Annotated in this window: 13 protein-coding genes; all 13 read left to right on the top strand. The window is 40.5% G+C overall.

What is annotated here, in order from left to right; translation table 11 throughout:
- The first annotated feature begins 63 nt into the window (after window positions 1–63).
- A complete protein-coding gene (pyrH, locus tag WAX46_RS00725; RefSeq protein WP_008354464.1) occupies window positions 64–786 on the top strand; it encodes a UMP kinase in 723 nt (240 codons plus the stop codon).
- A gap of 1 nt (window position 787) precedes the next feature.
- Window positions 788–1,345 carry a ribosome recycling factor gene (frr, locus tag WAX46_RS00720; RefSeq protein WP_336493197.1) on the top strand — a complete coding sequence of 186 codons (558 nt, stop codon included), beginning with the start codon at window positions 788–790 and terminating at the stop codon, window positions 1,343–1,345.
- 128 nt (window positions 1,346–1,473) lie between these two features.
- Window positions 1,474–2,256 (top strand): isoprenyl transferase, encoded by a 783-nt coding sequence (locus WAX46_RS00715; protein WP_226566384.1) that lies wholly within the window; start codon window positions 1,474–1,476, stop codon window positions 2,254–2,256.
- A 12-nt stretch (window positions 2,257–2,268) separates the two neighbouring features.
- On the top strand, window positions 2,269–3,063 hold the full coding sequence (locus tag WAX46_RS00710) for a phosphatidate cytidylyltransferase (protein ID WP_226566383.1): 795 nt from the start codon (window positions 2,269–2,271) through the stop codon (window positions 3,061–3,063).
- 39 nt (window positions 3,064–3,102) lie between these two features.
- A complete protein-coding gene (dxr, locus tag WAX46_RS00705) occupies window positions 3,103–4,254 on the top strand; it encodes a 1-deoxy-D-xylulose-5-phosphate reductoisomerase (protein WP_226566382.1) in 1,152 nt (383 codons plus the stop codon).
- 6 nt (window positions 4,255–4,260) lie between these two features.
- Window positions 4,261–5,526, top strand: a complete 1,266-nt coding sequence (gene rseP, locus WAX46_RS00700; protein WP_226566381.1) for an RIP metalloprotease RseP — start codon at window positions 4,261–4,263, stop codon at window positions 5,524–5,526.
- A gap of 80 nt (window positions 5,527–5,606) precedes the next feature.
- Window positions 5,607–7,301 carry a proline--tRNA ligase gene (locus WAX46_RS00695; protein ID WP_226566380.1) on the top strand — a complete coding sequence of 565 codons (1,695 nt, stop codon included), beginning with the start codon at window positions 5,607–5,609 and terminating at the stop codon, window positions 7,299–7,301.
- 88 nt (window positions 7,302–7,389) lie between these two features.
- Window positions 7,390–11,703, top strand: a complete 4,314-nt coding sequence (locus tag WAX46_RS00690) for a PolC-type DNA polymerase III (protein ID WP_442895645.1) — start codon at window positions 7,390–7,392, stop codon at window positions 11,701–11,703.
- Window positions 11,704–12,251: 548 nt separating this feature from the next.
- A complete protein-coding gene (locus WAX46_RS00685) occupies window positions 12,252–12,764 on the top strand; it encodes an ABC transporter permease (protein ID WP_336493196.1) in 513 nt (170 codons plus the stop codon).
- Window positions 12,765–13,285: 521 nt separating this feature from the next.
- Window positions 13,286–13,759: a ribosome maturation factor RimP gene (gene rimP / locus WAX46_RS00680; protein WP_226566378.1), complete on the top strand. Its 474-nt coding sequence runs from the start codon at window positions 13,286–13,288 to the stop codon at window positions 13,757–13,759.
- Between the two features lie 32 nt (window positions 13,760–13,791).
- A complete protein-coding gene (gene nusA, locus WAX46_RS00675) occupies window positions 13,792–14,907 on the top strand; it encodes a transcription termination factor NusA (protein ID WP_226566377.1) in 1,116 nt (371 codons plus the stop codon).
- Between the two features lie 15 nt (window positions 14,908–14,922).
- The gene (rnpM, locus tag WAX46_RS00670; RefSeq protein WP_226566376.1) at window positions 14,923–15,207 is read left to right on the top strand and encodes an RNase P modulator RnpM; all 285 of its coding nucleotides are present in this window, start codon (window positions 14,923–14,925) and stop codon (window positions 15,205–15,207) included.
- Window positions 15,200–15,502 carry a YlxQ family RNA-binding protein gene (locus WAX46_RS00665; protein WP_226566375.1) on the top strand — a complete coding sequence of 101 codons (303 nt, stop codon included), beginning with the start codon at window positions 15,200–15,202 and terminating at the stop codon, window positions 15,500–15,502. The genes rnpM and WAX46_RS00665 overlap by 8 nt, the downstream gene beginning before the upstream one ends.
- Window positions 15,503–15,513: the final 11 nt, after the last annotated feature.

The following is a 15,513-nucleotide window of genomic DNA, read 5'->3' as shown; positions in this document are numbered from 1 at the left end:
ATTTACAAAAGGCCGTTTCTTGCGCATAATAAGAGACGGTATAGTTTACACTTGGAGGTTATCATGAGCAAACCGAAATATAATCGCATTGTACTGAAGCTAAGTGGCGAAGCACTAGCAGGTGATGCTGGAAATGGAATTAACCCAACTGTCATTCAATCCATTGCAAAGCAAGTAAAAGAAATTGCAGAACTTGATGTTGAAGTTGCAGTCGTCGTAGGTGGCGGAAACCTTTGGCGCGGTAAGACAGGCAGTGATTTAGGAATGGACAGAGCAACAGCAGACTACATGGGTATGCTTGCAACAGTGATGAACTCGCTGGCATTACAGGACAGCCTAGAGACGCTTGGGATTCAGTCTAGAGTACAAACCTCTATTGAAATGAGACAGGTTGCAGAGCCATACATAAGAAGAAAAGCGATCCGTCATCTGGAGAAGAAACGAGTCGTGATTTTTGCTGCAGGTACTGGTAACCCTTATTTCTCTACAGATACAACAGCAGCACTTCGTGCAGCAGAAATTGAAGCAGATGTCATTTTAATGGCCAAAAATAATGTAGACGGAGTCTATAGTGCTGATCCACGTACAGATGCGGATGCAGTAAAATATGATAAGCTATCGTATCTTGATGTATTAAAAGAAGGTCTTGCAGTCATGGATTCTACAGCGTCCTCATTATGTATGGACAATGACATTCCTTTAATCGTATTCTCCATAATGGAGGAAGGAAATATTAAACGTGCCGTAAGTGGCGAATCAATCGGAACGATCGTGAGGGGGAAATAACGTGTCAAAAGAAGTGTTGAACCAAACAAAAGAAAAAATGGAAAAAGCCGTTCAATCATACGGACGTGAACTAGCAACTGTTCGCGCTGGCAGAGCAAATGCTTCACTACTAGATAAAGTGACAGTTGATTATTACGGTGCACAAACACCACTCAACCAAATTGCGTCGATCACAGTGCCCGAAGCACGTATGCTTATTATCACACCTTACGATAAAACAGTGATCGGTGATATCGAAAAAGCAATCCAAAAGTCAGATCTAGGCATCACGCCAACAAGTGACGGAAATGTGATCCGCATTGCGATCCCTGCACTTACTGAAGAAAGACGTAAAGAGCTTGTAAAAGTTGTGAGAAAGTTCTCAGAAGAATCAAAAGTAGCTGTTCGTAACGTTCGTCGTGATGCAAACGATGATTTGAAAAAACTTGAGAAAAATGGGGAGATCACTGAAGATGAATTAAGATCATCTACAGAGGATGTTCAAAAATTGACAGATGAATATGTCGCTAAAATTGATGACGTGACGAAAGATAAAGAAAAAGAAATCATGGAAGTTTAAGAAAAAACTATGTACAATAGATAATAGTGAAAGCCCCTCTTCATGTTTACAGGGGGTTTTTTTGTTAATACTGTTGATGACTATATTATTAGCGGGAACGCAACCTTTTTGGGTGATGGAGGAATCTCATGCTCAATATACTCAAAAATTGGAAGAATCAGCAAATAGCAGCTTCCAACTTAGAAAGCCTGACAAAAGAAGACATAATAAATGGAGAAATTCCTGAACATATCGCCATTATCATGGACGGGAACGGAAGATGGGCGAAGAAACGTGCTCTTCCACGGGTAGCAGGACATCATGAAGGAATGAAAGTCGTCAAGCGCATGACAAAGCTTGCAAATGAGCTCAATGTCAAAGTGCTAACTTTGTATGCTTTCTCTACGGAAAATTGGAAACGTCCAAAATTAGAAGTAGATTTTTTAATGAAGCTTCCTGAAGAATTTTTAAACATCTACCTGCCTGAACTCATAGAGGAAAATGTCCGTGTGCGTTTAACAGGTGATCCAGAAGGCCTCCCGCAACATACAAAAAAAGCGGTAGAGAACGCAATAAAGAGTACGGAGAATAACGACGGACTCGTTCTGAACTTTGCGCTCAACTATGGAGGGCGCACAGAAATCGTCTCAGCATGCAGACAAATATCTGAAAAAGTCAAAGAAGGTAAGCTTAAGGCAGTAGACATCACAGAAGAGATGTTTTCAGCTTATTTAATGACAGAATCTCTTCAAGATCCGGATTTGCTTATTCGCACAAGTGGAGAAATTAGATTAAGCAACTTTATGCTTTGGCAAATTGCGTATAGCGAGTTTGTCTTTACGGATGTGCTTTGGCCTGACTTTTCTGATGAGCATTTCATAGGCGCTATCGGAGAGTACCAGCGCCGCGGCCGGAGGTTCGGTGGAATTTAGAGGGTGGTGCAGATGAAACAAAGAATTTTGACGGGTGTTTTGGCAGCTGCAATGTTTTTGCTTGCAGTGATTTATGGACAAATGCCATTTACCCTGCTGATTTATTTAATGGGAAGTGTCGCTCTTTTTGAGCTTCTTAGAATGAAAAAGATCTCTATTTTCAGCTTTCCTGGTATTGTCAGCTTAATATTGCTTTGGTTTTTAATGGGTGGAGAAAATAGCTTCTTCCCGAACGTAGACGCATCAAAAATGCAGATTGCTTTATTCGCTGTCTTAATCCTTTTAACTTATACAGTTCTGAGCAAAAACTCTTTCACATTCGATGAGGTTGCTTTTGTTATATTAGCCACATTATATATTGGCGTTAGTTTCTATTATTTTATTCAAATTAGAGGCTTATATGGCATGAGTGCGATCTTCTTCGCAGCGGTGATTATTTGGTCCACTGACTCAGGTGCCTATTTTATTGGGAAGTCTATGGGGAAACGAAAGCTTTGGCCAGAGATCAGCCCAAACAAAACAGTAGAAGGATTTATCGGTGGAATCGTCACAGCGGTCGTGCTGTCACTTGTGTTTCAGGCGGTTACAGGATTTTTGCCATCATATCTGCTTGTTATGTTTATTACCCTTTTGTTAAGTATTTTTGGACAGCTTGGCGACCTTGTGGAATCTGCTTTAAAGCGTCATTACCATGTGAAGGATTCAGGAACAATACTCCCTGGTCATGGCGGGATTTTGGACAGGTTTGACAGCTTTTTATTCGTTCTGCCGTTTTTATATTTACTGCTGGCCATGTTTGCTAGCTAACCTCATAGAAACTAATTGAACGAGAGAAGGAGTGGCAATTTGAAATATATTTCGCTATTAGGCGCAACTGGATCAATTGGAGAACAAACATTAGATGTGATGAGGCAGCACCCAGACAAATTTAAGCTGAATGCCATGACGTTTGGCAGAAATGTAGACAAGGCCATTCCCATTATTGAACAATTTCAACCTGAATTCGTCGGGTGCCTAAACGAAGAGACTTATCGCATCTTAAAAGGTCATTCTTTTGCATACGATGTCAAAATGGCTGCTGGTGATGAAGCGAACATTGAGGCAGTGACCTATGATGCAGTGGACGTTGTGGTTAATGCACTTGTAGGAAGTGTTGGGCTTGTCCCTACATTAAAGGCTATTGAACAAAAAAAGACGATCGCACTTGCAAATAAGGAAACACTTGTGACAGCTGGTCATATAGTAAAAGAGTACGCCAAAAAATATGAAGTGCCTTTACTTCCTGTCGATAGTGAACACTCCGCTATTTTTCAATCTTTGCAAGGTGAACAAGCTAAAAACATTGAACGATTAATCGTGACAGCTTCAGGTGGTAGTTTCCGAGATAAGAGACGAACTGAACTTGAAGGTGTAACGGTTGAAGAAGCGCTGAATCATCCGAACTGGTCCATGGGAGCGAAAATCACCATTGACTCAGCGACCATGATGAATAAAGGGCTCGAGGTGATTGAGGCGCATTGGCTGTTTGATATACCATATGACCAAATTGATGTGCTGTTACATAAAGAGAGCATCATCCATTCCATGGTAGAATTCCATGACAAAAGCGTCATGGCTCAGTTAGGTACACCTGACATGAGGGTTCCGATTCAATATGCGCTCACTTACCCTGACAGAGCGCCATTAAAAGAAGCAAAATCATTGAACCTTTGGGAGATTGGACAATTGAATTTCCAAAAAGCGGATTTTAACAGGTATCGCTGCTTACATTTTGCTTACGAATCAGGTAAAATAGGAGGAACAATGCCTACTGCACTTAATGCAGCAAATGAAATAGCCGTTGATGCATTTCTAAAAGGCAAAGTAACGTTTCTGCAAATTGAAGAATTGATTGAAAAGGCACTGATCAGACATCATGTGATTTCAAAGCCTAGTTTGCAAGATATCCATGAAGTGGACAAAGATACACGAGACTTTGTTCAATCAATCCTCGCATAAGGTGGTATGTTCGTGAATACAGTGATTGCGTTTATTATTATTTTTGGAACGCTCGTTTTTTTCCACGAGCTTGGCCATTTAATTATGGCGCAGCGCGCAGGCATTTTATGCCGCGAGTTCGCAATTGGTTTTGGGCCGAAGATTTTCTCCTTTAAACGAAATGAAACTGTTTATACCATTAGACTTCTTCCAATCGGTGGATTTGTCAAAATGGCTGGAGAGGACCCTGAGGTCATTGAAATTAAACCAGGTCATACAGTGGGGCTCTTATTCAATGAGCAAAATGAAGTAGAAAAAATCATTTTAAATGATAAAGAGAAATATCCTGATGCACTTGTGATCGAAGTCGAACAGATTGATTTAGATCATTCGATGAGAATCTCAGGATATGAAGCTGGGAATGAAGATATTCTGACTGGCTACAATGTGAGTCAAACAAGCTTCTATATTGCAGATGGTGAAGAAATTCAAATTGCGCCATACAATCGTCAATTTGGTTCAAAAACGGTATGGCAGCGTATTAAAGCCATTGCAGCTGGACCGATTATGAACTTTATTCTGGCATATGTGATTTTAGTGGCTTTAGGTTTTATTCAAGGTGTAACCGTGGATGATCCTGTACTCGGTAAGCTCACGCAAGATGGCCGGGCGGCGCAAGCTGGACTCATGCAGGGAGATCAAATCGTTTCAATTAACGGGGATAAAATGAATTCTTGGACAGACGTTGTCCAAACGGTTCAAAAGAATCCTGATAAAAAAATGAATGTCATCATTGACCGAGACGGTAAAGAAAGCACTGTTCAAGTTGTACCAGAAGCTGTGAAGGCAGATGGAAAAACCATTGGCCGCTTTGGTTCCTATCCGCCAACGGAAAATGGATTTCTAAAAGTCATTTCATCATCAGGAACGACTGTCATATCAACAGCAGGGCTGATCTTAACGAACTTGCAAAAGATTGTCACAGGACAATTTTCACTAGATATGCTTGCAGGTCCTGTCGGAATATATGACATGACAGGAGAAGTAGCAAAGCAAGGTGTGTTAACATTAATGCAGTTTGCTGCGTTCCTCAGTATCAACCTAGGAATTGTGAATTTATTACCGATTCCTGCATTAGATGGAGGGCGTTTACTTTTCTTATTCGTTGAAGCCATTCGCGGCAAACCCATTAATCGTGAGAAAGAGGCACTTGTTGTCTTCATTGGTGTGGCCTTCCTCATGCTCTTAATGCTAGTAGTTACGTGGAATGACATCCAGCGATTATTTTTATAAAAACCAATGTCTCTTGTTTCTCATCATGGGAAACAAGAGTTTTTGTGAGAAGTCCTATTTCATAAATGAGGTGTAACGACATGAGACAATCCCTGACTTTCATTCCAACTCTTCGAGAGGTGCCAGCAGATGCAGAGGCAAAAAGTCATCAGCTATTAGTAAGAGCAGGATTCATTAGACAAAATACAAGCGGTATCTATCATTATCTGCCGCTAGCTCATAAAGTCATCCAGCATATTCAATCCATTGTTCGCAAGGAAATGGAAAAGGCAGGGGCAGCTGAGCTGTTAATGCCGGTGATGCAACAGGCAGAAATGTGGCAAGAGTCAGGAAGATGGTATACATACGGTCCAGAACTTATGCGTATGAAAGATCGTCATGGCCGCGAGTTCGCACTTGGCCCAACACATGAAGAAGTGATCACATCACTAGTACGCAGCGAATTGAAATCGTATAAAAAGCTTCCTTTGACACTTTATCAAATTCAATCAAAATTCCGCGATGAACAAAGACCACGCTTTGGGTTATTACGTGGACGTGAATTTATTATGAAGGACGCTTATTCATTCCATTCTTCATTAGAGAGCCTAGATGACACATACAATAAAATGTTTACAGCTTACTCCAATATTTTCTCAAAAGTCGGTCTTGATTTTAGACCAGTCATTGCAGATTCTGGTGCAATGGGAGGAAAAGATACACATGAGTTTATGGCGCTGTCAGAAGTAGGAGAGGATACCATCGCTTACTCTAATACCTCTTCTTATGCAGCCAATATTGAAATGGCAGAGGTAGTGTATCAAGAAGAAGCAAACTCTGCGACCTTCAAAGAACTTGAAAAAGTACACACGCCGCAAGTAAAAACGATTCAGGACGTTGCTGCATTCTTAGAAGTTGCTCCTTCTGCATGTATCAAATCTGTTTTATTTAAAGTAGACGATGCGTATGTTCTTGTCCTCACAAGAGGCGATCACGAAGTAAATGATGTGAAATTAAAGAACTTAGTAGGAGCACAGCTTGTAGAGCTTGCTTCACGCGAGGAAGTACTAGAAATCATTGGAACAGAACCTGGATTTGTTGGACCTGTTAAGCTAGAGGCAGAAGTAGAGATTTATGCAGACCTCGCTGTAAAAGGAATGACAAATGCAGTTGCAGGTGCAAACGAATCGGATTTTCACTATGTTAATGTAAACCCTGCACGTGACGTGTCAGTGAAAGAATTTACAGATCTTCGCTTGATTCAAGAAGGGGACGTCTCTCCAGATGGAGAAGGCACGATCCAGTTTGCAAAAGGAATTGAAGTAGGACAAGTTTTTAAACTGGGCATGCGTTATTCTGAGGCAATGGATGCAACGTACCTCGATGAAAATGGACGCGCGCAGCCAATGATCATGGGCTGCTATGGCATCGGCATCTCTAGAACCCTTTCTGCTATTGTTGAACAGCATCATGATGAAAAAGGAATTATCTGGCCAGAAACAGTTGCGCCATATGATCTTCATCTACTTGCATTGAATATGAAAAACGATGCACAAAAGGAACTGGCTGAAACATTGTACGAGCGCTTAAAAGAAGAGGGCTATGATGTACTTTTCGATGATCGCAGAGAGCGTGCAGGAGTGAAATTTACAGACAGTGATTTAATTGGACTGCCAATTCGCATTAGCTGCGGGAAACGTTCAGAAGAAGGGATTGTCGAAGTGAAGTTTAGAAAATCAGGGGAATCACAGGAAGTATCCGTTGATGAACTGATTTCATTCATACGCCAAGTATAAAACGCAGCATGCATACTTGAACAAAAAAATGAAGGTACCTCCTGTAGAAAAGAGGTACCTTTCTGATTTATAAAAGGAGGGTCCTGTCTTGGATGAACAATTACCGATCACCCGGCGGCAATTTCATATATTACTCAATCAGATTCAAATGACTGCTGATGACCTCAGTCGTTACTTTGAAGAAGGTGAGATTGTCAAATTGACGGTGCATAAAGCGACGAAAACGTGGCATTTCCTTTTTAAATTTAAGGCACTTCTGCCTTATAAGGTATATGCAATGTTTCTGAGCAGGCTAACAAATGCATTTTCTCATATTGCACAAGTCACCTGTACGATTGAAGTCCATGATCCGCACATATCTGAGGATCTCGTTCAATCGTATTGGTCACATTGTGTCGAAGAACTTCAAGGAATTTCTCCCCCAATCATTAGTCTGCTTCAGCAGCAACAACCAGCGCTGTCTGGACATAAAATCATCATGAAAACCAAAAGCGAAACAGAGGCTTTGGCGATCAAGCAGAAGTACAGCCCAATGCTGCAGGCTGCATTTAAACAAGTTGGTTTTCCAGAACTGCAATTTGATACAGAGATATTTGTATCAAATCAAGAGATTCAGAAGTTCAGAGAACAAAAGCTCGCTGAAGACCAAGAAAGAGCCATGCAAGCCCTCACTGAGATGGAGAAGAAGGAAAGTGAAGATCAAGAGGAAGCCCCGTCTGGCCCTCTAATGATTGGCTATCAAATCAAAGAAAATGAAGAAATTCGAACGCTTGATAGTATTATGGAAGAGGAAAGAAGAATTACCGTTCAAGGCTATGTGTTTGATGCAGAAACACGAGAGCTGAAAAGCGGTAGAACGCTTTGTATCTTTAAGATCACGGATTACACAAACAGTATTTTGATCAAAATGTTTGCAAGAGAAAAAGAAGATGCCCAGCTCATGAAATCCTTGAAAAAAGGCATGTGGGTCAAAGCAAGAGGAAGCATTCAAAACGATACATTTGTCAGAGATCTTGTCATGATCGCCAATGACGTCAATGAAATGAAGCCTCAGCTGAAAAAAGATACAGCACCTGAGGGTGAAAAGCGTGTCGAGCTTCATTTACATTCCCCAATGAGTCAGATGGATGCTGTCACTGGTATCGGCAGACTTGTTGAACAAGCGAAAATATGGGGACATGAAGCAATTGCCCTTACTGATCATGCTGTTGTCCAATCCTTTCCAGATGCGTATGCAGCAAGTAAAAAGCATGGTATCAAAATGATGTACGGGGTTGAAATCAACTTAGTCGTTGATGGGGTTCCGATTGCATATAACCCAGAGCACCGCTTGTTAGAGGATGCCACGTTTGTCGTATTTGACGTAGAGACAACCGGGCTTTCTGCTGTTTATGATACGATCATTGAGCTTGCAGCAGTGAAAATAAAAGGCGGGGAAATCATTGATCGCTTTGAGGCATTTGCAAATCCCCATCATCCGCTATCAGCGACGACTATTGAATTAACTGGTATTACCGATGATATGGTCAGAGATGCACCAGATGTCGTCGATGTCGTTCGGGATTTCAAGGAGTGGATTGGGCAAGATATCCTAGTCGCGCACAATGCGAGCTTTGATATGGGCTTTTTAAATGCAGCGTATAAACGACTGCTTAAAACAGATAAAGCTTCAAACCCTGTGATTGATACGCTGGAACTCGGCCGATTCCTTTACCCGGAATTTAAAAATCACCGGCTGAACACGCTGTGTAAAAAGTTTGATATTGAACTCACGCAGCATCACCGTGCGATTTTTGATGCAGAAGCGACAGGCTACCTGATGCTGAAGATGCTAAAAGACGCGGCTGAAAAAGGGATTGCCTACCATAATCAATTGAATGAAAACATGGGTCAGTCCAATGCTTACCAGCGCTCACGTCCTTACCATGCGACATTGATTGCGCAAAATGAGACGGGCCTAAAGAATTTATTCAAGCTTGTTTCACTTTCTCATATTCATTATTTTTATCGTGTCCCGCGCATCCCACGCTCACAGCTTGAAAAATATAGAGAAGGTTTAATCGTTGGGTCGGCTTGTGACAAGGGTGAGGTTTTTGAAGGAATGATGCAAAAGTCACCCGATGAGGTTGAAGACATTGCAGCATTTTATGATTATTTAGAGGTTCATCCGCCAGAAGTGTATCAGCATTTACTACAGCTAGAGCTTGTTCGTGATGAACGTGCATTAAAAGAAATTATCACAAATATTGTGAAGCTTGGTGAAAAGCTGAATAAACTAGTCGTGGCGACTGGGAATGTGCACTACCTGCATCCAGAAGATAAAATTTATCGTAAAATCTTAATTTCATCACAGGGTGGTGCGAATCCGCTTAACCGTCATGAACTGCCAAAAGTTCATTTTAGAACGACCGATGAAATGCTAGAAGCGTTCTCCTTCTTAGGGGACGAAAAGGCGAAAGAGATCGTCGTAACGAATACGAAAAAAGTATCTGAAATGGTCGAAAGTATTAAACCAATCAAAGATGATCTTTATACACCAAAAATTGAAGGTGCAGATGAAGAAATACGGGAAATGAGCTATCAAATGGCACGCAGCATCTACGGAGATGAATTACCGAAAATCGTAGAAGACCGTATTGAGAAAGAATTAAAGAGTATTATAGGCCATGGCTTTGCCGTTATTTATTTAATCTCTCATAAGCTCGTAAAGAAATCCCTTGATGACGGGTATCTTGTTGGCTCAAGGGGATCTGTCGGTTCATCCCTTGTTGCGACATTAACAGAGATTACAGAAGTGAACCCACTTGCACCTCATTATGTATGTCCAAGCTGTAAGCACTCTGAGTTCTTTAATGATGGGTCTGTTGGTTCAGGTTTTGATCTTCCTGATAAAAACTGTCCTGAATGTGGTGCGCCGTATAAAAAAGATGGACATGATATTCCGTTTGAAACCTTCTTAGGTTTTAAAGGAGACAAAGTACCTGATATTGATTTGAACTTCTCAGGGGAATATCAACCGCATGCGCACAACTATACAAAAGAACTGTTCGGTGAAGAATACGTATATCGCGCAGGCACAATCGGTACCGTGGCAGAAAAAACGGCATATGGTTACGTGAAAGGCTACGCTGGGGATCTTAATCTTCATATGAGAGGCGCAGAAATAGACCGGCTTGTGCAAGGCTGTACAGGAGTCAAACGGACAACGGGTCAGCATCCAGGTGGTATTATCGTTGTGCCGGATTATATGGACATTTATGATTTCTCACCGATTCAATATCCAGCAGATGCGACAGGAGCAGATTGGAAAACGACACATTTTGATTTCCATTCGATCCATGACAACCTGCTTAAGCTAGATATTCTTGGGCACGATGATCCAACAGTCATTCGTATGCTTCAGGACTTAAGTGGAATTGATCCAAAAACCATTCCAACAGACGACCCAGAAGTTATGAAAATTTTCCAAGGAACAGAGTCTCTCGGTGTAACAGAAGAGCAAATTGGATGTAAAACAGGCACACTCGGCATTCCAGAGTTTGGGACAAGATTTGTTCGGCAAATGCTAGAGGATACGAAACCGACAACCTTCTCAGAGCTCGTTCAGATCTCTGGTTTATCACATGGTACAGATGTATGGCTAGGAAACGCGCAAGAGCTCATTCATAATAAAACGTGTAAACTAAGTGAAGTGATTGGCTGTCGTGACGATATTATGGTCTATCTCATCTATCAAGGCTTAGAACCGTCACTTGCCTTTAAAATCATGGAATCTGTTCGTAAAGGGAAGGGGCTTCCTCCTGAATGGGAAGAAGAAATGAAGAATAATAACGTACCAAACTGGTATATTGATTCTTGTAAAAAGATCAAATACATGTTCCCTAAAGCCCACGCGGCCGCTTATGTATTAATGGCCGTTCGGATTGCTTACTTCAAGGTGCATCATGCACTACTGTACTATGCGGCTTACTTTACCGTTCGTGCGGATGACTTTGATATCGAAACGATGACAAAAGGATCGAATGCAATACGAGCGGTCATGGATGATATTCATTCAAAAGGTTTAGATGCATCAACGAAAGAAAAGAACCTTTTAACTGTACTAGAGCTTGCACTTGAAATGTGCGAAAGAGGCTATTACTTCAAAAAAGTAGATCTATACCGCTCAAGTGCAACAGAGTTTATCATTGATGGAGACGGATTAATTCCGCCATTTAACTCCATCCCTGGGCTCGGAACAAACGTGGCGTTAAATATTGTACGCGCACGTCAAGATGGTGAGTTCCTTTCAAAAGAAGATTTACAAAAACGCGGAAAAGTGTCGAAAACCATTCTTGAATATTTGGATCGTCAAGGATGTTTGGAAGCACTACCTGATCAAAACCAACTTTCTTTATTTTAATGTGTTAAATGAAGAGCGCTCTCAAAGGGGCGTTCTTTTTATTTAAATACAATAATTTTATTATGTTAACAAGAAGCCGATTATTGATCAAGGTTTTAACAAAGATAAAGAGACAAAAGTCATTTATCAGTATTGAGGCGTGTTTCGTTGCTGATTCCCCTGAAAAGAAATAGATGGTTATGTGTAGATTTTTGATGAGAATCCGCAAAAAATATTTCCAAATAATTGACCAATTGAAAATTCATTCTTTACTCTTTATTACAGAGTTCTTTGTGGAAGAGGAGTTTATTTATGTCGAATAAAAAATACGATCATTCAGAAATATTCGAGAACTTATCTCATATCAAGACATTACAAACTATAAAACAGAGTATTGTAAACAAACAAGTATTTATTTATCATTTGGTGCCTATTTGGATAATGGGTTATTCAAGAAATAGTGCCAAAATGTTGAAAATGGAGAACGTCAGTAAAAAATAGAACTTCCCAAGCATTAAGAAATATTACAACAAGTGAAAGATCGATCTTTGTTGTTCTGGACCATTTTGTTGCCAGTTGTTTCAATTATTCTTTTAATAGAATTATTTACATCAGGTAGTTCACAAGCACAAAAAACATTAGTTGCTTCTCAATCGGTTACAGGAATGAGCGTGTTTTTTTCCACATTTGTTATTATTTCAATTGTAATTAGCTTTGTAAAAGATCGAGAGAAAGGAATTGTGTCAAGGCTAGCAAGTACTCCCTTACAGCCGCATAATTTTTTTCTTGGAAAGTGCGTTCCGTTTTTTGTCATCATTTTATTTCAAGTTTTGTTGTTAACCATTTTGGGTGTTTACTTATATGGTATAACACAATACAGCTCGTATTTCTTAGTAGTTGTCCTATTATCAATGCAAGTCACTTCATGGGGAGTAGCCATCGCCGCATTTGCTAAAACTGAGAATACAGGCTTAGTGATGACGAACATGATAGCTTTAGGGACAGCGGTTGCTTGTGGTTTATGGACGCCATTTGATCAATTACCTAGTTATTTAAAAATAATTGGTATGCTCTTCCCGTAGTATTGGGCACATCAAGGCTTAGTGCATTCAGTATCAACGTTACCCGGGGGAGAGAATTTGATCTTAGTAACGGTAGTCCTTATAGGATATACACTGTTAGGATTTATTCTTTCGTTTGTTGGCTATAAAAAATATATAAAGCTAGCTAGGGGATAAGGTTATAAAAATTATAGCAAATAAATTAAATTCAAATTCTTGTTTTAATGAGTTATCTAAAATCCAATTATATAAGGGAAGGAAGAGGCATCAATCGGTAGTGAACATGCAAAAGTAATCGATAAAGAGTACCTATTATAAGGATGAACTTCATTTGCATTAAAAAATTGGATATGGTATAGTTTTTATGGAAATGCTAACGATTACCGAGACAAGAGTGGGGAAACCCGCTCTTTTGTATTGAACAGGCAATTTTTGTCTCGACATATTCATCCGTTTTCTGCTCCCCCTGCTCACATAAAGCAGGGTTTTTATGCAGAATGATTGATAAGAGCGTTTATCGAAATTTCACAAGGAGGAAGAGAATGAGCAAAAAAGTAGTGGATGTCGTAAGCGAAATGGTGCAGCCAATTTTAGATGGCTTACAGCTTGAACTCGTTGACGTTGAATTTGTCAAAGAGGGTCAAAACTGGTTCCTTCGCGTGTTTATTGACTCTGACAAAGGCGTCGATATCGAAGAGTGTGCCAAAGTGAGCGAAGCCTTGAGTGAAAAGCTTGATGAGGCAGATCCGATTAGTCAAAACTACTTTCTTGAAGTGTCCTCTCCTGGAGCGGAGCGCCCATTAAAGAAAAAAGCTGATTTTGAAAAAGCACTTGGAAAAAATGTTTTCATGAAAACATACGAACCAATTGATGGTGAAAAAGCATTTGAAGGTGAGCTTACAAGCTTTGATGGTGAGATTGCAACAGTGACAGTGAAGATTAAGACAAGAAAGAAAAAGATCAATATTCCATACGAAAAAATAGCGAACGCAAGATTAGCAGTTTCGTTCAATTAACCTTTTCATTGATATAAGGGGGAACCATAAAAATGAGTAGTGAGTTGTTAGATGCCCTGACTGTTCTTGAGAAAGAGAAGGGTATTAGTAAAGAAATTATTATTGAAGCGATAGAAGCTGCACTCATTTCTGCATACAAACGTAATTTTAACCAAGCGCAAAATGTTCGTGTTGATTTAAACCGTGAAACTGGAACAATTCGCGTATTTGCAAGAAAAGATGTTGTAGATGAAGTGTATGATTCTCGCCTTGAAATCTCTGTAGATGATGCGATGAGCATCAACCCGAATTACATGGTAGGTGACGTCGTTGAGATTGAAGTCACACCAAAAGATTTCGGACGCATTGCGGCTCAAACAGCGAAACAAGTGGTCACGCAGCGAGTGCGAGAAGCAGAGCGAGGTGTAATTTACACTGAGTTCATCGATCGCGAGGAAGACATTATGACGGGAATTGTTCAGCGAATTGACAGTAAATTCATTTACGTGTCACTTGGCAAAGTCGAAGCTCTTCTTCCAGTCAACGAACAAATGCCAAATGAGGACTACAAACCACATGATCGCATTAAAGTGTTCATTACAAAAGTAGAAAAAACAACAAAAGGACCACAAATTTATGTGTCGAGAACACATCCAGGTCTTTTAAAGCGTTTATTTGAAATTGAGGTGCCAGAAATTTATGATGGTACTGTAGAGCTTAAATCCGTTGCTAGAGAAGCTGGGGATCGTTCTAAAATATCTGTTCGTACAGATGATCCGGATGTGGATCCGGTTGGTTCTTGTGTTGGGCCAAAAGGTCAGCGTGTACAAGCAATTGTCAATGAGCTAAAAGGCGAAAAAATTGACATTGTTCATTGGTCCAATGAACCTGTAGAATTTGTCGCCAATGCCTTGAGTCCATCAAAAGTACTTGATGTCATTGTGAATGAAGAAGATAAGGCGACAACAGTGATTGTCCCTGATTATCAGCTATCATTAGCCATTGGTAAAAGAGGACAAAATGCGCGTCTTGCAGCGAAGCTGACTAGCTGGAAGATTGACATTAAAAGCGAAACAGATGCAAGGGAACTCGGTATTTTCCCAAGAACTGAAGACTCTGAATCTCTTTTCTTAGAGGCTGAACCAGTAGTTGAGGAATCTGACGAATAAGAGGTGATATAAAAGGTGAAAAGCCGAAAAAAAATCCCGCTTAGAAAATGCGTCGTGACGGGAGAAATGAAACCAAAGAAAGAGATGATCCGCGTTGTTCGTTCTAAAGAAGGTGAAGTGTCTGTCGACGCAACCGGAAAAATGAACGGGCGCGGAGCTTACCTTTCTCTCGATAAAGAAACCATTCTTGCGGCAAAGAACAAACGTAGTTTACAGCAACAATTTCAGACACAGATTGACGAACACATATTTGAAGAATTACTAGAACTAGCTGAAAAGGTGAAAAAACCAAATGACTGAATCTGAGTGGTATCCTTTGCTTGGTCTAGCAAATCGAGCTCGTAAAGTCGTGTCAGGAGAAGATCTGGTGATCAAAGAAATTAGACATGCGCGTGCAAAGCTGGTTCTTCTTGCAGAAGATGCCTCATCGAACACAGAGAAAAAGGTATCTGACAAATGCAGATCTTATAATGTTCCGGTTAGAAAAGTAGAAGACCGTTCCGTTCTCGGACGTTCTATTGGGAAGGAATCTCGCGTAGTTGTCGCTGTCACTGACCAAGGCTTCGCTAAGAAGCTCATAAGCTTGCTCGATTAATTTATTTGGAG

The sequence above is a fragment of the Bacillus sp. FJAT-53060 genome, from assembly GCF_037104745.1.
Classification (GTDB): Bacteria; Bacillota; Bacilli; order Bacillales; family Bacillaceae; genus Bacillus; species Bacillus stratosphericus_B.
Note: the sequence above shows the minus strand (reverse complement) of the source record. Positions and strands in the feature narration are given on the sequence as shown.